Source organism: Sinorhizobium sp. M4_45, from assembly GCF_002885915.1.
GTDB lineage: Bacteria > Pseudomonadota > Alphaproteobacteria > Rhizobiales > Rhizobiaceae > Sinorhizobium > Sinorhizobium meliloti_A.
In genome coordinates, this window is record NZ_NWVE01000009.1 from 195,604 (window position 1) to 215,760 (window position 20,157).

General features: G+C 62.4%; 15 protein-coding genes. 9 read left to right on the forward strand and 6 right to left on the reverse strand.

Annotated features, from left to right (window positions below; all coding sequences use genetic code 11):
- Positions 1 to 2: 2 nt before the first annotated feature.
- The 6 genes from CN933_RS23550 to CN933_RS23575 all read right to left on the reverse strand — a co-directional run bounded on the left by CN933_RS23550 (position 3) and on the right by CN933_RS23575 (position 8,605).
- Entirely contained in the window at positions 3 to 1,265 is a 1,263-nt protein-coding gene (locus tag CN933_RS23550) for a glycosyltransferase family 4 protein (RefSeq protein WP_018098859.1), read from the reverse strand.
- Positions 1,262 to 2,107 carry a class I SAM-dependent methyltransferase gene (locus CN933_RS23555; RefSeq protein WP_102762563.1) on the reverse strand — a complete coding sequence of 282 codons (846 nt, stop codon included), beginning with the start codon at positions 2,105 to 2,107 and terminating at the stop codon, positions 1,262 to 1,264. Before CN933_RS23555 ends, CN933_RS23550 begins: the two co-directional genes overlap by 4 nt.
- Entirely contained in the window at positions 2,104 to 4,353 is a 2,250-nt protein-coding gene (locus tag CN933_RS23560) for a glycosyltransferase family 2 protein (protein ID WP_102762564.1), read from the reverse strand. The genes CN933_RS23555 and CN933_RS23560 overlap by 4 nt, the downstream gene beginning before the upstream one ends.
- A 130-nt stretch (positions 4,354 to 4,483) precedes the next feature.
- Positions 4,484 to 5,143 (reverse strand): calcium-binding protein, encoded by a 660-nt coding sequence (locus tag CN933_RS23565; RefSeq protein WP_018098856.1) that lies wholly within the window; start codon positions 5,141 to 5,143, stop codon positions 4,484 to 4,486.
- 274 nt (positions 5,144 to 5,417) lie between these two features.
- Positions 5,418 to 6,839: an HlyD family type I secretion periplasmic adaptor subunit gene (locus CN933_RS23570; RefSeq protein WP_102762565.1), complete on the reverse strand. Its 1,422-nt coding sequence runs from the start codon at positions 6,837 to 6,839 to the stop codon at positions 5,418 to 5,420.
- Positions 6,836 to 8,605, reverse strand: a complete 1,770-nt coding sequence (locus tag CN933_RS23575) for a type I secretion system permease/ATPase (RefSeq protein WP_102762566.1) — start codon at positions 8,603 to 8,605, stop codon at positions 6,836 to 6,838. Before CN933_RS23575 ends, CN933_RS23570 begins: the two co-directional genes overlap by 4 nt.
- A 208-nt stretch (positions 8,606 to 8,813) precedes the next feature.
- On the opposite strand from CN933_RS23575, the gene CN933_RS23580 reads away from it, so the two are divergent.
- From CN933_RS23580 to rfbC, 9 genes are all read left to right on the forward strand, one after another.
- Positions 8,814 to 9,386: a MarR family transcriptional regulator gene (locus CN933_RS23580; protein WP_018098853.1), complete on the forward strand. Its 573-nt coding sequence runs from the start codon at positions 8,814 to 8,816 to the stop codon at positions 9,384 to 9,386.
- 139 nt (positions 9,387 to 9,525) lie between these two features.
- Positions 9,526 to 10,779, forward strand: a complete 1,254-nt coding sequence (locus CN933_RS23585; protein WP_102762567.1) for a glycosyltransferase family 4 protein — start codon at positions 9,526 to 9,528, stop codon at positions 10,777 to 10,779.
- Between the two features lie 181 nt (positions 10,780 to 10,960).
- A complete protein-coding gene (locus tag CN933_RS23590; protein ID WP_102762568.1) occupies positions 10,961 to 12,433 on the forward strand; it encodes a DUF6212 domain-containing protein in 1,473 nt (490 codons plus the stop codon).
- A complete protein-coding gene (locus CN933_RS23595; protein ID WP_102762569.1) occupies positions 12,420 to 15,101 on the forward strand; it encodes a glycosyltransferase in 2,682 nt (893 codons plus the stop codon). Before CN933_RS23590 ends, CN933_RS23595 begins: the two co-directional genes overlap by 14 nt.
- 34 nt (positions 15,102 to 15,135) lie before the next feature.
- A complete protein-coding gene (locus CN933_RS23600; RefSeq protein ID WP_003529003.1) occupies positions 15,136 to 16,314 on the forward strand; it encodes a polysaccharide pyruvyl transferase family protein in 1,179 nt (392 codons plus the stop codon).
- A gap of 42 nt (positions 16,315 to 16,356) precedes the next feature.
- Positions 16,357 to 17,529 carry a galactoglucan pyruvyltransferase gene (gene wgaE / locus CN933_RS23605; protein ID WP_102762570.1) on the forward strand — a complete coding sequence of 391 codons (1,173 nt, stop codon included), beginning with the start codon at positions 16,357 to 16,359 and terminating at the stop codon, positions 17,527 to 17,529.
- 67 nt (positions 17,530 to 17,596) lie between these two features.
- Positions 17,597 to 18,688: a glycoside hydrolase gene (locus tag CN933_RS23610; RefSeq protein WP_164866856.1), complete on the forward strand. Its 1,092-nt coding sequence runs from the start codon at positions 17,597 to 17,599 to the stop codon at positions 18,686 to 18,688.
- A 22-nt stretch (positions 18,689 to 18,710) separates the two neighbouring features.
- Positions 18,711 to 19,592 (forward strand): glucose-1-phosphate thymidylyltransferase RfbA, encoded by an 882-nt coding sequence (gene rfbA / locus CN933_RS23615; RefSeq protein WP_018098847.1) that lies wholly within the window; start codon positions 18,711 to 18,713, stop codon positions 19,590 to 19,592.
- Positions 19,585 to 20,148 (forward strand): dTDP-4-dehydrorhamnose 3,5-epimerase, encoded by a 564-nt coding sequence (gene rfbC / locus CN933_RS23620; RefSeq protein WP_018098846.1) that lies wholly within the window; start codon positions 19,585 to 19,587, stop codon positions 20,146 to 20,148. The genes rfbA and rfbC overlap by 8 nt, the downstream gene beginning before the upstream one ends.
- Positions 20,149 to 20,157 lie beyond the last annotated feature (9 nt).

The window sequence follows — 20,157 nt, forward strand, 5'->3', positions numbered from 1 at the left end:
CTTTATGCCGCTTCGATACGTGACGGTTCGATCGCTTCGATCAATTCGAGATAGCGTCGTGCGGTGGTGTCGATGTTCTCCGGTTCCCGCGCATGCGCGGAAAGCCGACGCGCCAAGGCGCCGTCTTGCGCGAGGCGGCGCATGGCAGAGGCGAGCGCCCGGGGATCGTTGGGCGCAACGGTGAGGCCGTTTGCCCCGTCCTCGATCATCTCGGCCATGCCGCCGATATTGCCGGCTATGACCGGCCGTCCGAGGGCCTGCGCCTCCTGGATGACCAGCGGCGCATTTTCCCACCAGATCGAGGGTACGATCGTGCAATCCACCGCTGCGACGAGGTCGGCGACGTCCTCACGCCGGTAGGGCCCGCGCTGCTGCACGGTCGGTGCCGTTTCCCGGAACAGGCGCGTGATCTCGTCGACGAAACTCTCGCTCTGGAAGGGTGCGCCGCCGTGGACGCGCAACTCGAACTCCAGCCCCTCGGAAATGAGCTGCCGTGCCGCCTGGAGCAGTACCGCCACGCCTTTCCAGGGGTTGAGATTGCCGAAATAGCCGAAGACCGGACGATCCGAACCGATCCGGCGGGCCGCTGCCGGCGCGCCGCGGGGTGGCAGTCCGTTGGGAATGACGCTGATCCTGTCCTCCGCCAGCCCCCACTCGACGAAGCGCTGCTTGAGGAACCGGCTCGGTGATACGAACCGGTCCACGTCGCTCAAGAGGGATTTCAGATGGCGTTCGCGCAAGGTGAAACGGTCGAGCGCGATGTCCTTGAAGCAGGCATGGCATCCGTCGGGGCTCGCCCCGTGGCAAAGTTCCTTGCCGCTCGTTTTCACCATCAGCCCGTCATGGTGACAGATGGGATAATAGTCGTGCAGCGTCATGACGATCCGGCACTGCGGCAGCGTTCGACGAACGATATGCGGAAACTCCGCGCCGAGCAGGAGCAGATGGTGGATATGGACGACGTCCGGCCTGAAGTCGCGCAGCAGCTCCGCAATATCGGGAACGACGCCGTAGAGATCGATCTGGCTCATGAAGAAGCGATCGAAATGTCCGGACCACAACAGCAACTCGTCCCCTGCAGGCCCGATGCCTTGAAAGCTCGTGCCTGGCCGCGCCTGGCGGTGGATTTGGTTCGTGGCTCCGAGAAAGAGCGCTTCGCAGCCTGCGCGCTTGTAGGCGCCGAACAGGTCGTGTGCGAAAATCTCCGTGCCTCCCGGATGGAGGGCCGGATGGTTGTGAGCCGCTACGAGCACGCGCATGCTCACGCGCCGCCTCCTCGACGTTCGGCGACGAAGATGTCCTGGTAGTGCTCCGCCTCCTTACCGCGCCAGGCGCCGAGCGCCTTCAGGGTGATTGCGAGACCGGCCCGGTCGAGGGCGGCGTCAAGAAAGCCGTCGTCGAAACCGACGGCGGCAAGGCGTGGCATGTCGGGGACGTACCAGCATGGCCCGTCGCCGTCGCGGGCGAAGGAAAGCCGCGCGTCGCGCCGGCCGTTTTCGTTGGCCGCTGCGACGTGATCGACCACGAATGCGGTCATGAAGAGGCGGCCGCCGGGTTTCAGAAGCCTTCCGACCTCTCGCAGATAGACGAGGACTTCGTCCGGCGGCAGATGCGTCACGATCGACGTCATGATCACAAAATCGAAGTGACCGTCGGCATAGGGCAGTTTCAGCGCATTGCCGCTGATTTTTCCGCTCCGATTATAAAGCTCATGGGCAATATCGACACGCTGGAAGGCGAAATTCGGATAGACCGAGGTGATGAAACGGCGGCACCAGCCGATGCCGCCGTCGACCGGATCTATCCCGCTGTAGCGCCCCTTCTCGAAATCCAGATACTGGGTGAGCGGGACAGCCATGCGGCCGATGCCGCAGCCGATATCGAGAACGCGGCTTTCCGGACGCAGTCCCCCCAGCCGGATGAAGTGGCCGAGGAATTCGACGCCCACCGCCCTGAAGGAACCGTCGCCGACGAAGACGCTGTTGGGATCAGGTTCGGGAAGGAAGCGGTTTCGAAGAATGCTCCCGAGCAGGGCCTCCACGCGTTCGTCGCGGGCGGGCAGTTCCGTGGCAGCTGTGTTTTCCTGGCGCAGCGCAGTCTCGCTCATGCGGCGGTCCTCGTTGCCGCGCCGATGCCGAAGAGAGCCGGCATCTGGTCGCGGCCGCCGAGATCGGTTTTCATCAATTCGGTGATGTCGTCGTTCCAGCGTTCGGTGTGCAGCCAGGAATTGTACTGGCTGGCGACCCCGCGCATATAGTCTTCGCTGCGGCGGATCGAGCGGCGCTCGAAATGATAGAGACACGCCGACGGCTCGTAGGCGATGTCATAGCCGCACCGGCGGATTTTCAAGCACAAATCGCTGTCCTCATAATCGCCGATCACATAATCCTCCGTGTATCCATCCACGAGCTCGTAGATTTCCCGGCGCGTCACCAGGCACGCACCGGTAATGCCGGGCACGCTGCGGGCAAGTTGAGCCGCCCCGTAGTCGCCGGGCATGCCCTTGTGGAAATGATGGTTGAGCCATATGCCGCGCTGGTCGCGAGCGAAGTAGAGGCCCGCGTGCTGGAGCGACCCGTCCTCGAAGATCAGCTTCGGGCCGATCGCGCCGAGGCTCCTCTGTTCCATGAGCGGCCGGATGAGCTTCTGCAGCCAGCCGGGTACGGACGGAACGACGTCCGAGTTCAGCATGACGACGACCGAGCCGCGGGCAAAGCGCGCGCCGGCATTGCACGCCCGCGCGTAGCCGCTGTTGCGGTTCATCACAACAAGCTTCATCGGCAACCCGTGGAGGAGATGCAGTCCGCCAAGCAGATGCTCCGTCTCGTCCTGAATCTCCGGAGAATCCAGAACGTAGATGATCTCCGCATTGCTTGCGAGCCAGCGATCGGTCGCCATGCCGGAGAGCTGGAACCGCAGGAAGTCGAGAACACGGTAAAGCGGCACGACGATCGAGACCAACGGCGTCTTCTCGGGCAGGTCGTAATCCTTGGTGTAGTCGACCTTGGAAGCTCTTCCCAACCTCTGTTCCACGTCCTGCAGGGCGGGGGCAAGGATCGTCCGGAACGCCTGGTCGATCGCGTGCTGCGGCGGGACTGCGCGCAGTATGCGGTTGCGCTGTGCCGAAGCGTCGAAGGGTTGCGGCTTCGGCACGAGCGGTTTCACAGCACCGGATGCCAGCCGCATCTGGAACCGCGGCTGGAGCAGGGCGCCCGGCGGATCGTTCGACGGCAGCCAGGCGACGAAGCCGGTCACGTCGGCTCGCGATTTTTCGTCCGCTCCGCGTGCCCAGGCGGCAAACTCGTACCAGTTGCCGTCGAGCGGTATCGTCGTGCCGTCCTCCTTGACGTAGTCGATGCCGGCAAGAGTGGCTGTCGGATCATGGGTCCACCCCCCGGCAAGCAGACCGCCGGAAAGCGTCAATGCGAGGTCCACCTCCGCTGAAGGATGCATTGCAGATCTGCCGATCCGCCTTTCAGGGAGCGGTGACCGCAGCTGGAGGTCGACGGCTGTCGCAAGTCCACCCTCGGGTGTCGTCGAGAGCCAGCGGACGACGTATTCGCGCAGCTCCGGTGTATCGCCTCGTTCTGCCCACCAGGCCTGGAGGTTGGCGCAATGAGGGTTGCCGGAGGAGAGCTCGCGCACGGCAACGCCCCTTTTGCCGACAAGCACGAAAGACTGGGGGTATCGGGGAGACTCGACGATGAAATGGCAAGGACGAAGATTATGCTCGCGTTGGGCGCCGATCAGCGCCGGCGACGCCAGTGGCAGGATGGCGTTGGCCCCAAGGGCATAGATAGCGCTGATCTCGCCGAAGTCGGGGCTTATCGCGGTTTCGATCAGGTATCGCCCCTGGTTGATCGGGCATGCAATCTTGGCGGGGGCCGGCCGCGATGTCAGCGCCTGAAGCGCATCCTCGACGAGGCCGATGAAGAACGGGTCCCGGGACAGACGGAACGCGCTTCGCCAAACGGTGAGCAGATTGTTCAGGAACTTGACGCAGCCCTCCGGCGTGAGTGCGGAGAACAGGTCCTCCACGTCGAGGGGCGGAAGTTCACCGACGGGCCGGAGCACGATCGTCTGAACGAAGTCGCTTTCGATGTAAATCTGTCCGCGGCGCGCTTCGTCGCCCGGGCGCATGGCCCAAAGCACGCGCTGTCCACCCTCCGCAAGAGGAAGCATCGTGCTGACGAGCGGGACGGGTTGCTCCGGCATGACGAGCGTGTGTTTGGCTGCGGCCGGCAACCTGGCGCGAACGTCGGAGATCAATACAGCCACGTCGGAACCGAGCCGAAAGGCCTTCGCGTCCTCGAAAATGCCGCTGGCGCTCCGCGTACGGTCGTCAAACGTCACACGCCACTCCTCTGACTAATTCTTGGATGGTGCGCCCCACGGGAGGAGGGCAGGGCGCACCGTTCGAAGCCAATGCGGGATGATGAAAAGCCGCCTGCGGTTTTCCAGCCGCGTCCCGCGTCTCAAACTATCAGTGGACAGTGAAATAGTTCTCGGGGTGGGCCTGAATGTCTTCGGCGTCGGCATTGACCAGGGTCAGCGTGTCGCCATGGCCGAGGTCGATGACGACATTGCCGCCGACCTGAGTGATACGCGAAGCGAGATCCTCGGGCGCGGTGACGTCGAGGCCGTTGATGCCCTTGGATATCTGCAGGACGTCTTCGCCGGGCGTAAAGTCGAGGATGACGTCGTTGCCGCCGCCGCCGTCGAAAACGAAGATATCGCTGCCCTGACCGCCGGCAAGAAGGTCGGACCCTGCACCGCCGTCGATGACGTCGTTGCCGGCGCCGCCGAGCAGCACGTCGTCGCCTCTGCCTCCGAGGAGGAAGTCGCTGCCGGCGCCCCCAAGGAGAATGTCGTTGCCGTTATCGCCGTAGATCAGATCGTCACCCGATCCGCCGACCAGGATGTCATTGCCATTTTCGCCATAGAGAACGTCGGTGCCTTCGCCGCCGAACACGGTGTCGTTTCCGTTGCCGCCGAACAGCAAGTCGTCACCGTCGTCGCCGAAGATGATGTCGTCCCCATTGCCTCCGTTGACGAAATCATCACCGCCATGGGCGCGAATGAAATCGTCAAAGCGGGAGCCAAAAAGGGCGTCGTCGTATGCGCCGCCTTCCAAAGTGGCCATCTGCTTCTCCTCTTCGTGGTTTGATGCATGCGTCATCGGCACGGAGCCGAGGATTGCGTGCCGGAGTGTGCACTGCAATAATTACGAACACAACACAGATGTGTAAATTAAAACGACGATAATTCGGAGGAAAGACGGCGTCGTAAACATAACTCGGCCATGTGCCAATATTGGCACAATATAATTTTAGGAGTAATTCTGACGAGAATGCAGACAAAGCACTTCAAAATTTAAAGTAATTTGCGACGGCAGGAGATATCAAGCGTTAGACAGATCAGTCCTCCCGAAACGCCCGGTTGAAACTGTCGGAGACCGGGGCGACGAGGTAGTCGATTGCCGAACGCGATTTGTGCACGATCAGCACTTCCGCGGGCATGCCGGGATAGAGGCGGATGTCCGGGTTGGCGGCGAGCGATTCAGGCGCCACCTCTGCCCGTGCGACGAAATAGGCGACGTTGGACTTCTCATCCACCGATTGGTCCGCCGCGATATAGGTTACCTTGCCCGCCAGGGGCAGGTGCGAGCGCTGGTTATAGGCCGTCAGGCGGATTTGCGTACTGGAGCCGATCGTTATGCTGTCGATGTCACGTGTGCTGACATGCATCTCGACAAGCAGCGGTTCGTCCGCGGGGACGATGTCGAGAAGCGGCTGACCGGGCGTGACGGCACTGCCCGGCGTCCGCAGCTGAATGTTGGCGACGATACCGGCCTGGGGGGCACGGATTTCCAGGCGGCGAAGCACGTCCTCGGCGGCGGTGATGCGCTGCTCGACTTCCGCAAGTTCGAGGCGCGCCGTGGTGATCTCTCCGGCGATCTCCGACTGGAAATCGGATTCGATCCCGATGAGCGCAAGCTCGGCCCCCGCCATCGCCTTTTCCGCCTGGGCCTTGTCGCCGGCGAGTTCGCCGCGGGTCGCGGCGAGTTCGCTGAGCCGTGCGTCGATCTCGATGAGTTTCGAGCGCTGGGCGAAGGCTTTTTCGACAAGGGTCGCTATGGCGGTCCGCTGCTCGTTCATCAGCTCGATCTGCCTGTCGGTCGCCTGAAGCTGGGCCGCGAGAGACTTCGCCTTCTCCGAATATTCCTCGATCGTCTTTCGCTGGATTGCCAGACGGCCCTGCTTGGCCTCGCTCCGCTTCTCGAAAAACGCGTTTTCCGCCGTTACCGCATCAGCGGCAGCCTCGCCCTTGGAGACAAGATCGGCCGGGAAGCTCACCGCCTGCAATCCCGCCCGCTCGGCCCGCAGCCGCGCCAGTTTTGCGATCAGGCCGACACGGCGGCTTTGCAGCGCCTCCAGGTCGGAGCGGGCGCGCGTATCCTCGAGCTTCATCAGCGGCTGGCCGGGCGCCACATGATCTCCCTCCTGAACCAGGATCCGGCCGAGCACGCCGCCCTCGAAATGGCTGACCGTCTTGCGCTTCGAATCGACGACGATCGTTCCGCTGGTGACCGAAGCACTGCTGAGCTCCGTCGAGAACGCCCAGCCGAAGAAACCGCCGAAAGCGACGAGGATCGTCGTCAACCCGGCGATGACGAGGCGTCGAATCGGCGAATGCGTGTTGTCTTCCGAAAGGTCCGGCGCCGGCATTGGCGCGGAGAGACGAGCCGGCGCGGCCATCGGCAGGCGGCGTTCCGGGCTCTCAGCCTTCACGGGCGGCTGCAGGTCCAGGCGAACCGGCAGGATCTTTTCCTTGTTCATGAAGCGGTACCTTCGCGTCTTGTTTCGCCGGGCATCATGGTCGCCACGACATCCGTTCGCGGGCCGAACTGGCTGATGCGGCCGCCTTCCAGCACGAGCAGCTTATCGGCCACCTGCATGATGGCCGGCCGGTGGGCAATCAGGATGATAATGGCGCCGTCGCTGCGCGCCTCGTCGATCGCGCGGATGAGGGCGCGCTCGCCGAGGGCATCGAGATTGGCGTTGGGCTCGTCGAGGACGAGCAGGCGTGGTCGGCCGTAAAGGCAGCGCGCCAGCGCGATGCGCTGCCTTTGCCCGCCGGAAAGCGTCAGATGACCATCGCCCACCGGCGTATCATATCCGAGCGGCAGTCGTCCGATCATGTCGTGGACGTCGGCGAGTCGCGCCGCCTCGAGCACCTTGTAGGGGTCGCTCTCCGCCATCCGGGCGATATTTTCACGGATGGTTCCTTCGAGAAGGGAAACCGATTGCGGCAGATAACCCGCGATCTGTCCGAAAGAGCTCCGTTCCCAGAGGTAGACGTTGTTGCCGTCGAGGAAGACGCCGCCGGCAGTGGGCTTCAGAATGCCGACCAGAAGCCGCGCCAGCGTGGACTTGCCCGCCGCGGAAGGGCCGACGATTCCAAGCACCTCGCCGGGTGAGAGCGAGAAGTTGATGCCCTTGATGATCGGTACGTCGATGCCCGGTACCGCGTAGACCAGCTTGTCGACGACGAGGTCGCCTTCGGAGCGCGGCGTCGGCATGGTCTGGCGAACGGCCAGGTCTTCCTTCAGTGCCGTTTCGACGCGACGCCAGCTTGCGATCGCCAACACCCATTGGCGCCAGTTCTCGATGACGGAATCGAACGGCAGCAGAAGGCGGCCCACGAGAATGGTGGTCGCCATCATTGCGCCCGGCGAGATCTCCTGCCTCATCACCAGCAGGGCACCCGTGCCCAGCGACGCCACCTGGATGGCGAAGCGCAGCGAGCGGGTGATCGAGGCCATCGCCCTGCTTCTGATCCCGCTGGCCTCCAGCACGCTGAGCGCGTGCAGTTGCGCGGCGCGCCATTTGTGGGCGAGCGCCGGCAGCATTCCCATGGCTTCGATGGCCTCGGCGTGACGTAATGTCGCACCGATTTTTGACACTGCCTCAATATTAGCCTGGCTTGCCTCTTTCATGAGCTGGCGCGTCAGAAGGTCGTTGAGAAGGCCGCAACAGACGAGTACGACGACGGAGATCGCACCGATCAGCCCGAAGAGGGGGTGCAGCAGGAATAGAACGCCCAGAAAGATGGGCGACCAGGCGGCGTCGAGGGGGGCGCTCACCGCCGAAGAGGTGAGGAAGCCACGCAGCTCGGTAAGGTCGCGCAGGGACTGCGTTGCGCGCGCAAGTCCCTGATCGGCCGAGGCCTGGACGGCGGCGGTCAGGACCGGCAGGTTCAGCCAGCGGACCACGGCGCTGCCCATGGCCTGAAAGGTGAGGGCGCGAATGTAGTCGAGCACGCCCAGAACGATCAGCGCACCCATGGCGAGAATCGTCAGCATGACGAGCGTATCCATGCTCTGGCTGTTCAACACCCTGTCATGCACCTGCATCATATAGAGGGGCATTGTGAGCTGGAGGAGGTTGATGCAGGCGCTGAGCAGGGCTGCATAAAGAAGCGTCACCACGAACACACGCCGGGCCCGCAGAACCAGGAGCTTCGGCGCGATTGTTCCGTTTTGCGCCGGTGTTGGCCGATTGGGGCCCTTGCTAATCAAAGGATTTCGAACAGTATCACGCATGTGGCGATCTTCTAATTAGCGCATTCGCGGGTTTCATGGGGCGAGCTGGTCCAGATTCACTCAAATCACAGTATTGTTGCGATAAGTGTGACACAATAAACATCGTCAGCTCAAGAGCACGCAATTTCGGGGCAGGGGTGCTGTGAAATTTACTTCAAGTTTTGAAGTAAATTCCGGAATTGGAAGTACGTTCCCAATGGAGAGAGGGATGAACCACAGGATACTCTATCCGTTCGCAGACTTTGGAGACACTGTTGCAATCCTTCCCGCGAATGAAACGCAGCGGAAAGGCCTCGATACCTCTGTAGACGATCGTGACGGAGATGATTCGCTCGTCACCTATTTCGAGCTGGCTCGGGTGATGGAGCGCGCAAGCCGCCGGTTTTCCGGCCTGTTGCGTGCGGAACTGACGAAACTCGGGGTCGAAGATATCGGTCCCGCGCAGGCGATGGTTCTTCTGGCCATAGGCGAGGCGGAGCTCTCGGTGGGAGAGCTTCTGGACCGGGGCCACTATGTGGGTTCGAACATTTCCTATTATCTGAAGCAGCTTGCCGACGGCGACTACATCGACCGGATCGCATCGCAGCGTGACAAGCGTTCGGCCCGCATCCGGCTTTCAGAGAAAGGCAGGCAGCTTTGCACCGGCCTGCGACAGGCCGCCAAGGGCTACGAACGCGCCCTCAGCCATGGCGATCAGGACCGGCGGAATCTGGAGACCGCTTTCCAGACACTGCACCGCCTCGAACTCGTCTGGGGGAATGCCGCACGCTACGGCATCTGACGCTCCATCACTGCATGTTCCTCAAAGCGCAACCGAGCAAGGGCGGTAACATGCAGGAAATCCAAGTGTTGCAACGAGCTTTGCGCGTCCGCTCGGACGCGCGGCGCTGCAGGTGTGATCGATCACTGACAAGTGGCTTATGAAGATGCATGTAGCATTCGTACACCGCCGTGGGTTCGGCCAGTTCGCCGCCCTGGCAAGACATATGGCTGAGGCGGGGAACGAGGTGACGCTCGTGACGGAGACCGTGGACCAGCGGATACCTTCCGTCCGGGTCGTCCGGCATCGGGCGGAACCCGGTCCGCAACCGAATCCCCACATAGCGCGCCATCTTGCCGTTCCCGACCATCATGTGCGGATCGGGCACAGGGTAGCGGAAACCTTCGAGGCGATGGGCCGCCTTGGACAGACCCCCGACGTCGTTCTCGGCCATATAGGCTGGGGCAGCATGATGTTCGTGAAGGATGTCCTGCCGCGCGTGCCGGCACTCGGCTATTGCGAGTTTTTCTATCGGTCGGATGGGGCGGATGTCGGCTTCGCGCCGGACGACCGCCCCGACCCGGAGACGCGCAAACGCTTGCGCCTCCGCAACATCGCGCAGCTGCTGTCGCTGGAGGCGATGGATGGCGGTATCAGCCCGACCAATTGGCAGAAGAGCCTCTATCCGGCCGACGCTCGGCAACGAATCGCCGTCTGCCATGAGGGGGTGGACACGCGCCGTTTCCGCCCCGACCCGGCGGCTTCGCTGAAGCTGCCGGACGGGCGCGTCCTCAAGGCCGGCGATCCCGTCGTCACTTTCGTGGCACGGGACCTCGAGCCCTACCGGGGCTTTCCCCAGGCGCTGGAGGCGGCGGCGAAGGTCGTCCGGCGGCATCCGGACGCGCTGTTCGTCTTCGTCGGCGGCGATGGGGTAAGTTACGGCGCGCCGCCCCCTGGCGGGGGATCGTGGAAGGAGCATCTGCTTGCGTCTCTGGATATGCCGCGCGAAAGGCTGATCTTCCCCGGTGTCGTGCCGCACTCCGTGCTGCGTCAGCTCTTTCAGATATCGGCGGCGCATCTCTACCTCACCTATCCATTCGTGCTTTCCTGGTCGGTGCTGGAGGCAATGGCCTGCGGCGCTCTTGTCATCGGTTCCGATACGGCGCCGGTTCAGGAAGTCATCCGCTCCGGCCGCAACGGTCTTCTCGTTCCGTTCTTCGATACGGATGCGCTCGCCGAGACGATCGTCGGGGCATTGAACCGCCCGGACAACTTTCGCGAACTGCGCGGCGCCGCGCGCAGAACGGTCGAGCAGAGGTTCCGGTTGGACGACTGCCTCGCACGTCAGTTGACGCTGATCGGCAACCTCACCGGTCGAGATGCTGCGCGAGCGAAAGAAACGCAGTTTGTCTGAATATTGCTTCAATTTTTGAAGTATAAATACCGGGTAAAACCCCAAGAATCTATTGTTGTGCACTGCGGAATCCACGGATATGGTTTTCTCCGTGAGGTTCTGGGGCAAGAATATTTCCAGGCCATCAATTTCATCTTCTGGATAAATCGATTTATTCTGGGGTCGCTGCGTGCAAGAGTTGATGTCTTCTAACTTGAGGCAGTCGCCGGCGAAGCGAAGGCTCGTTGTGGCGTCCGGTCTGGACCGGGAAAATTTCGAAGGGAGCGACATCGAGCATCTGGTGCATTTTCTCGACCCGGATGCAGCTTCACGATCCCCCCTGCAGAACGCCTTTCCTCTGATCGCGCTTGCCTTCTCGGATAAGGGTGAAGCCGATCTGCGGGAGGGGCTCGCGTCGATCAATGCCCTCGGCACCATTCCCGAAATACCGCTTCAGCGGATCGACGTGGGCGGTAAGGCGGAGAGCCTGGCGCTCGTGCAGTCGCTGGTGGAGGGTGGAGTGGGTCGGCTCTCCCGCTTCACGTCGTCGGTAACCGCCGAGCTCGCCATTCTCCGGCGTGAGCGGGAAACGCTGCTCGAAAATTACCGCGCGCTGGAGGATGCCTTCCAGGTCCGCAACTGGGAGCCGGTCGCGGAGATATTCGCCCATGATCCTTATGCCGACCCGAAGGACGAGGGCATCGGGCAGCTCCTTGCGACCGGATGTGTCGAGCAGCTTCTTCCGGTCTCCAGTCTTGGCGTGGCGGGGATCGCGCTGCACCTTCATTCCGTGCCCAAGGACGGCGGCGAGCTGGTCGTCATGCTGGGCTATGTCGAGAACGGCGAGGGCGTGGCCGAATGGACCGTCCCCTATGCGCAGCTCGCGGCAAACTGGAATTTCCTCGCCCTGCCACGCGCTTGCGGCGGCGCAGCGAGAACGCTGCGGCTCAGAATCTCCACGACAGGCACGGAGACTGTAGGGCTTTCACTCGGCTATCCGATCGCGAGCGAGCGGTACACGGCCAGATCGGAAACCCCGCATCCGGATCTCGATCTCCGGCCCCTGGCGTTCCGCGTCTTTACGGGACTGCCCGGCGTCAAACCGACGCGCATGCCGAACATGATCGCTCCGACCGCCTTGCTCGAGGGCCATTTCATCGAGGACTATCGCCTGGCGGTCGAATTGCTGAGCCAGATCGTCGACGTATCGGTCACGCCGGTCGTTCCCGAGTTCCAGACCGTCCGCTTCCTCGAACACGAGAATGCGGTCGTTTGCCACCCGCTGCCGAGCGGAATCTCCGCCGGCACGATCGGCCGCGCCGTGGAACCCGGCACCATCTCCTTCTCCGCAAGCGCGATCATCGATCACCCGAAGGGCGCACCCGCGGCCGTGAGCTTCCTGCTCGCTCCGGCGAACTCCAATGCGCGCTCGGAAGTGGCGGAGCTCGCACGCAAGGGAGCTGCCAAGCCGTCGGCTTTCTTCAGCGGCTGGCGCGAGGTCACCGCCGAGCAGGCGGTCAACGTGAACTTTCAATTGGACAAGCCCGTGCGTGAGCCGATGGACCTCATGATCCTCAGCCGAGCGGTGACGGATACGGTGGATTTCTCCTGGCTCAAGGTCTCCGGCTTCCGATTGGTAAAGCAGTCCGCAGGGGCGTCCAATGTCCGGAAATAGGGAAAACTCGGACCTGATCGTGGTGGCAATGCCGCTTTACGGCCATGCGGCCCTCGTCCTGGAGGCGATCGAGTCCGTGCTCGCTTCGAAGCTTGCCGGGTGCAGGGTGGCAGTCGTGGTGTCCGTCGATGGTGATCCGCGGCAGGAGACATTCGATCAATTGCTGCTCTATGCGGCGGCCCATCCTGCGGTTCATGTGCTTTTCGGGGCCAATGCCGGGCCGGGCGGGGCGCGCAATCGCGCGATCGACTACGTGCTCGCGAATCTGCCGGAAGCCGAGGCCGTCTATTTTCTCGACGCCGACAATCGCGTCTTGCCCGGGACCATCGAGACTCTCTACCGGCAATTGCACGCCAGCGGCTGCGGCTGGATCTATACCAATATCGACACGTTCTCGGTGAGCTGGCGCGCTCATTACGGCAATCGCTACTCGCGGCTCCTGCACTGCGTCACGGACAATATTTGCGACACCGGCTCGATGATCTCGATTGACGTGTTCCGGGCGGGTGTACGCTTCGACGACGACAGGCAAAACGGTTTCGAGGATTGGGAATTCTGGCTGTCCTGCATCGAGCAGGGCTTCGTGGGGGCGCCGTGCCACGACACGACCTTCGAATACCGGCTGAGGGCGGAAAGCCGCTTCAAGGAGGCGAATCGCGATCGCGCCGCCTCGGTGAGCTTCCTCAGAAAGCGCCACCGTGCGCTATTCCAGCGGCCAATGCTGGTCGATTTCGAGCACGAGGAATGCCCGCGCTATCTTTTCGCACGGACGGAAGATGCCGCCATTTCGTTCTTCACGGATCCGACCAAAACGGCCAAGCGGCTTCGTCTCGACGATATCATTCCAGCATTCTGGGCGAGCATCGGCGAACCGGACAACGTTCATTTCCCGCCCTTCCTGATCGCCGGAAGCGGCGCCACGCTCGACCTGCTGCTGCGCTCCCGGATGCTGCCAAACGTGCTCTCGCACCTGGAGCGCCTGAGCGAGAAGGCGAACGTGGTCTTCGTCCAGCTTGGCAACGATGCGGCGCAGCGCAAGATCGAGCCGGTCTTGCTGGAGGCGGGCGCCCAGCACAACGCGCCGGCCGACCTCATCTTCCTGTCCACTTCGCTCGTGCGCGACGTCATTCATAACAAAGCGCTGGACTGGTTTGCCTCCATCGGCAACCAGCAGGTATGGCCGACATCGGCAGTTCTGAAAGTCCGCTTCCCTTTCCCGAGAAGCCTGCCGCGCCGTTCGCTCATCACGCCCCAGCAGGTGATGATCAACTGCGTCAATGCCATCGCGACCAGTCCGTTGCGGCGGACTGCCGGCAAACGCTGGACCTGGCGTCCGGCACGGCTCGTTCCCTATTCCGACCTCCACAAGGCTCTTCGCCACGAGATCGGTGGCTCGCCCGTGTTGCCGCTCGGTCATAGCGAGGGGGGCAGGAAGACCGCAGCCCTGCTTGTTCCGAATGCATCCTTCGGCGGCGCCGAGAAGGTCGTATATGCGGCCTCGCGCGAGCTGAAGGCCGCCGGCTACGAGACCCATCTCTTCGTGCTCGGCACATCCAGGATGGATGTGATCGACGAGTTCGATCAGAGCTTCGACTATATTCACTTCTGGGACCAGGGCATTCCCGCCTGGGGCGGCTCCGGCTCTTTCCTGGGGCAGGACTTCATCGCCGAGGGCCACGACGTCGATTGGGCCGCGCTCAAGGGTCAGCTTTCCGGCTTCGACCTCGTGATCAACAATCACGTCATGGCGGTGCATCCGCTTATCGCACGGTTGCGCTCGGAGGGAACGCGCACGGCCTGCTACCTTCACGTGGTCGACGATACCGGCTTCAAAAGGCCCGCCGGCCAGCCCTTCGCGGCGATAGCCCACGAGCATTGCTACGATGCCTTCCTGACCTGCTCGGAGCAACTCAAGATCTATCTGCACAGCTTCGGCGTTCCCTATGAAAAGATCTTCGCCGTCCCCAACGGCGCGAGCTTCTCCGTGCCGCCCAAGGTGCTCGCGGAGGTGCTGTCGGTCAGGCGCATCGAACGCAAGGACGATCGGCTTCGGGTCCTCTATATGGGCCGGCTCGATCAGCAGAAGGGGATCGACCGCCTCGCTGCGGCGTTCGCCGAATTGCGGGCTTCGCGCGTGCCCTTCGATGCCCGGGCGATCGGCGGGGAAATCCTCGCGGATGCCACCTTGTCGTGGACGGATCGCCTGAAGGACCTCGGCGTCGAGGTGCGCCCGCCGGTCTTCGCAAGCAAGGATCTGATCAAGGCACTCGGTTGGGCGGATGTCCTTCTGATGCCGTCGCGCTGGGAGGGCGCTCCCTTGATGATCGCCGAGGCGCAGCAGCTCGGCTGCGTCCCGATCGCGACGTCGGTCGGTGCCGTCGACGAACTCATAACCGACGGCGAGGACGGCATCCTCATCGAGGCCGCCGCCGATCCGCAGGTGGTCCGGGACATGGCAAAGGCCATCGAGGAGGTGGCCCACAACCGTCAGATGCTCGCGCCCCTCATGGAGGGGTGCCTGAGAACGGCGGCTCGGCGCTCATGGACGTCCTCCTTCTCCGAGTTCCTCGGCTGGTGCGACCGTTCCGTGAACAATTCGTCGCTTTCGCGCGCAACGGTTATCCGTGGGCGCGAAGCATCCAATCCCGGAGTTGCGGCCGTGGGCTGAGGCCCCGCCGGTTTCAAGAAGAAGGGTCGATTGCATGCGTCCACGGATCCTCGTGACGGGAATTCCTGGTCATTACACACGCCTCGCCAACGGCGCCCAGGGATTGTCCGTCTCCTATTCGGAGCGACAGAAACAGCCCGAGACGAAGGAGGAGTTTCTCCAGGAGCTTCGCAATATCAGCAATACGGGAAATTACCTGATCGGCGAGGGGGCGCTGCGCGCGATTGCCCCGCATGCGAAGCAGGTCCCGTTCTGGCACCTCTATAATTGCAGCCAGAACGGCGTCGGACTCGACGAGTTCAACGCCAATTTCGACATCTGCGTCTTCACCTGCGCGAACCTTCTCCGCAAGGGCCTGTCTGCGGATGCAGAAGCGGAAGTGCTTGGCAAGCTCAAGATGCCGATCGTCATGCTCGGTATCGGCCTGCAGAACCGCCGAGACCTTGAAAACAGCCTGCCGGAAGGTACGAAGCGGCTTCTGGACGTTCTCAAGGAGCGTGAGCACTATTTCCTGACGCGCGGGTTCGAAACCGCCGGCTTCCTGAAGGACCAGGGCTTCTCCTATGTGCAGCCGACGGGCTGCCCTTCCATCTATCTGATGCCGCACAACATGCGCGCCTCGCTGAAGAAGCTGCCCAATGTACCGGTCGGCAAGGCGCGGACCATCTTCTCCGGCTATCTGGGTGCCAACCACGATTGCATCGTCGACGCCGCGGCGCTGGCGCCGGAGGGTTCGCGACCCCAATACGTCATCCAGGACGAGTTCCTGCATTTCGACATGAACGTCGAAGCGAACGGCGACGGCCGCGTCTACGACTCCGCCTCCGGCACGATGCTCGGGGAACTGAGCTATCCGGGCACCGAAAGGCTGAAAACGCCCTTCGACGTGCGGACCTTCTTCGATACGAACCAGTGGCGTGCCTGGGCGTCTTCCATGGATTTCAATTTCGGCCGGCGTTTTCACGGCTCGATCATCGCGATGCAGGCGGCCGTGCCGAGCCTGATGGTGGCGGTGGACGACCGGATGCGGGAAATGCTCGGCTACACGGGCCTGCCGGCGATCGACGCAGTCGAGGTCGACAAGGCGGAAAACCGGGCCGAATTCGTCGCCGACCACCTGGCCGGGCTCAATGCTTCCGAACTGGTCGACAGATATTCCGATCGCGAGCGCACGTTCCGCTCGGCTCTCCGGGAGATCGGGATCGGACAATAAATTTACGCGAGCGTTTGCAGGCTCTAATCTCAGGTGTAATCGATGCGTATCTTGCTTACGGGAATCCCGTCCTATCTGCAGCGAACCGTCTCGGGCGTGTCCGGCGCGGAGGTTCGGCACAGGCCCTATTTCGACGAGGTCAGAACCAAGAAGGAACTGATCGATCAGGTCAAGAAGATCGCCAATACCGGCAACTATCTGATCGGCGAGGGCGCGGCCCATGCCCTGCGCGGGCATGACGTCACCTATTTGCCTTTCTGGCATCTCGTCAACAACAGGAATTCCGACGAGGCTTATGAAAGCCTCAACGAGGAATTCGACATCTGCGTCTTCGCTTCGGCCAACCTCCTGCGCCCGGGCTACTCGGCGGATCTCGAAGCGGAAGTATTCGAGAAACTGAAGATGCCGGTGGCGATCATGGGGATCGGTATCCAGCGGAGGGAAGGGCTCAAGGAAAACCTGCCTGCCGGCACGCTCAAGTTCCTGGAAGTGCTGAGAAACAAAGAGAGCTTCTTCCTCACGCGCGGTTATTTCACGGCCGAGTTCCTGAGAGAGCAGGGGATGAAGTTCGTCAAGCCGACGGGTTGCCCCTCGCTCTTCTTCGCGCCGGCCGAGATGAAGCGTTCGCTCGCCGCGCTCGCCAATCCGGATCTCGCTTCCTCCCAGAAGATCGCCTTCGGAGGCTATCTCGGAAGCGTGGCCGATACGATCGTCGACGCCCACGCGCTGCTGAAACCGGAAAGCGTCGCGAGCTACGTCGTCCAGGACGAGGTGGTCGCCTACAATCTTTCCCTTCCCGTGGACGACGACTTGCCCGTTTACGACCGAGCAAGCGGGCGCATCACCGGCCAGACCGCCTACAAGCATTCGGAGAAATGGCAGCGCAAACACGAGCTTCTGGTGTTCTTCGACACCAATCAATGGCGAAGCTGGGTCTCCGCGCGCGATCTCTGCTTCGGGCGCCGTTTTCACGGCTGCATCATTGGCATGCAGGCGGGCGTGCCGTCGCTCATGATCGCGGTCGACGATCGCATGCGGGAAATGCTGGAATTCATCGGCTTCCCCTACATGGAGGCGGCAGTCTGGAACCGGGAGCCGGACAGGAAGGCCTATCTTGCCAGCTTCCTTTCCAAGATCGATTCGCAGGCTGTCATCGACCGGTACTCGGCCTGTGAGACCAATTTCCGCAATGCTCTGGCGCATGTCGGGCTCTAGAGCAATTCCGGGGAAAGTGCGCAGCGGTTTGCGGCCCGGGACTTCAGCGAAGCGAGGAGCAGCAGCATTGCTCCTCGGCGCCTTGCTGACGCTTTCCGCACCCGCGCATGCCGATGAAACTTCGGCGGCTCGCATTGGCGTCAATCGGATGAATCTCGCCTGGCTGCCCCGGGGCGACCAGGAGAGAATACTGACGGACATCGCCGCCAGCGGCGCGACGGATGTCCGTCTTTCGCTTTCGCGTCCGGTGGACAAGAGCATAGAGGCGCTGGCAATCGCCCATCGCCTGGGGCTGCGCATCCTTCTCGAGATTCAGCTGGGAAACAAAAGTTACTATCCCCAGAACCTAAGACCGAGAACGGGCCATGGCCGTATCTGGGACGTCTATCGACTGTCGGATTTGGATCTTGTTCGGTATCGCAGGGAGTTGCGGCAAGCGCTTCAACGCATCGATGCCCTCGGCGTGCGTCTTGTAGCGATCGAGCCGGGAAATGAAATCAACTATGCCGGCTACAACGGCGATCTTGCCGTCTATCGAGAGCCGGGCGCCCGGTCACCGCGCAGCATCGCCGAGCTACGGGAGCGGACAAGGTTTGAACGCGGCCTCGACAACTACGTCAAGGCGCTGGAGATCAGCCGATCGGAGCTGCGCAAAACCGTACACAGCCGCGACGCGGCCGTCATTTCCGCCGGTCTGTCGGATATGAGCGCCGCAGAAGCCGACAGGCGCGGAATGGAAAGGCTCGATCCCGGCGAATTCGTCGCGCTCCTTCGTCAACGCGGCATCGACACTCTGGTCGATGCCTATGGCATCCACATCTACCCCGGAAGGAAAGCCGCGCCAGCTATTGCAGCGCGAGTCAGAAGCATTCTCAATTTCTGCCGGACCGCGGGAACCGGCAAGTCCTGCTGGGTCACCGAATGGGGGATCGCAAACAAGGCGCGCTCCTGCCCGGTGGACGATCGATCGCGAGGGGAGGCGATCCATGTCATGCGCGCGACCTTCGGCGAACTGACCGAGGCAGGCCGGCTGACGGCTGCATACTATTACGACTGGGACACCGAGCCTTCCTATAGCCTATGGCGCTGCGGCAAGCTCAGTCCCGTTGGCGCCGCGGCGATCGGACCAGGCGAGGGCGCAGGAGCGCAAGCAAGATGATGGCCTCGACCGGAGTGGGCGCATGAAGGGCATCATCCTTGCGGGCGGCCGGGGAACCAGGCTGTACCCGGTGACGATCTCGGTTTCGAAGCAACTGCTCCCTGTCCATGACAAGCCGATGATCTATTACCCGCTCGGCATGCTGATGCTGGCCGGTATTCGCGAGATACTGGTGATCACCATGCCCAGGGACCGGCCGCTGTTCGAGGAGCTGCTGGGGGACGGCAGCCAGTTCGGCCTCGCGATCTCCTATGCCGAGCAGCCGGAGCCGAACGGGCTCGCCGAAGCCTTCATCATCGGCCGGGATTTCGTCGCCAACAGCTCGGTGGCGCTTATCCTCGGAGACAATATTTTCTACGGTGCCGGCCTGCCCGAGCTTTGCGGCGATGCCGCGGCCCGGTCGAGCGGTGCCACGATCTTCGCCTATCGTGTGGATGATCCCGAGCGCTACGGCGTCGTCAGTTTCGACGGAGAGACCGGACGGGCCGTGACGATCGAGGAGAAACCGGAGCGGGCGAAATCCAGCTGGGCGGTGACAGGCCTTTATTTCTATGAAAACAGTGTGCTTGACATCGCTTCTTCAATCAAACCTTCAGCACGTGGCGAACTGGAAATCACCGATGTGAACCGGGCCTATCTGGAGCGCGGCGACCTTCACGTCTGCCGCCTCGGGCGGGGCTATGCCTGGCTCGATACGGGAACGCACGACAGCCTGCACGATGCCGCTTCCTTCGTACGCACGATCGAGCACCGGCAGGGCGTCAAGATCATGTGCCCGGAAGAAATCGCCTTCGAGCTCGGCTACGTTTCGGCGGATCAGGTGCTCGAGCGTGCCGACCTGCTCGGCAAAAACGACTATGCGATCTATCTCCGGAGACGGGTCAGGGAGCTCTCGGATGCTTGATGTAAGGCCCCTGGGCCTCGACGGGGTTCTGGAGATCGTCCCGCACAGGCTCGGCGACGAGCGGGGCTTCTTTTCGGAGACCTACAATGCCGAGACCCTCGCCGCCAACGGCGTCACGGACACCTTCGTACAGGACAACCATTCCTATTCCGCGGCTGCGGGCACGCTGCGCGGCCTGCACTATCAGCTTCCGCCCAAGGCGCAAGCAAAGCTCGTTCGCGTTGTTCGAGGCAGGGTGTTCGATGTCGTGGTCGACATTCGCAAAGGTTCGCCGACCTTCGCGAAATGGGTCGGTCTCGAACTCTCGGCCGAGAAATGGAACCAGGTTCTGGTGCCTGTCGGCTTCGCCCACGGCCTCGTCACGCTCGAGCCGGAAACGGAAGTCCTCTACAAGGTGAGCGAGCATTACAGCGCCGAGCATGAGCGGTCGATCCGCTACGACGATCCCGAGATCGGCATAGGCTGGCCTGCCGCTACCGACCGTCTGCAACTGTCCGCGAAGGACAGGAACGCACCATTGCTCCACGAATCCATTGTTTTCGAGTTCACCGCATGAGGGGAGAAA

Excerpts from the sequence above, each read along its gene's own strand:
- wgaE (WP_102762570.1), top strand. The coding sequence starts at position 16,357 with ATGCGTATCTTGCTTACGGGAATCCCGTCCTATCTGCAGCGAACCGTC.
- CN933_RS23585 (WP_102762567.1), top strand. The coding sequence starts at position 9,526 with ATGAAGATGCATGTAGCATTCGTACACCGCCGTGGGTTCGGCCAGTTC.
- CN933_RS23590 (WP_102762568.1), top strand. The coding sequence starts at position 10,961 with ATGTCTTCTAACTTGAGGCAGTCGCCGGCGAAGCGAAGGCTCGTTGTG.
- CN933_RS23555 (WP_102762563.1), bottom strand. The coding sequence starts at position 2,107 with ATGAGCGAGACTGCGCTGCGCCAGGAAAACACAGCTGCCACGGAACTG.
- CN933_RS23595 (WP_102762569.1), top strand. The coding sequence starts at position 12,420 with ATGTCCGGAAATAGGGAAAACTCGGACCTGATCGTGGTGGCAATGCCG.
- CN933_RS23580 (WP_018098853.1), top strand. The coding sequence starts at position 8,814 with ATGAACCACAGGATACTCTATCCGTTCGCAGACTTTGGAGACACTGTT.
- CN933_RS23570 (WP_102762565.1), bottom strand. The coding sequence starts at position 6,839 with ATGAACAAGGAAAAGATCCTGCCGGTTCGCCTGGACCTGCAGCCGCCC.
- CN933_RS23575 (WP_102762566.1), bottom strand. The coding sequence starts at position 8,605 with ATGCGTGATACTGTTCGAAATCCTTTGATTAGCAAGGGCCCCAATCGG.
- CN933_RS23600 (WP_003529003.1), top strand. The coding sequence starts at position 15,136 with ATGCGTCCACGGATCCTCGTGACGGGAATTCCTGGTCATTACACACGC.
- rfbC (WP_018098846.1), top strand. The coding sequence starts at position 19,585 with ATGCTTGATGTAAGGCCCCTGGGCCTCGACGGGGTTCTGGAGATCGTC.
- CN933_RS23565 (WP_018098856.1), bottom strand. The coding sequence starts at position 5,143 with ATGGCCACTTTGGAAGGCGGCGCATACGACGACGCCCTTTTTGGCTCC.
- rfbA (WP_018098847.1), top strand. The coding sequence starts at position 18,711 with ATGAAGGGCATCATCCTTGCGGGCGGCCGGGGAACCAGGCTGTACCCG.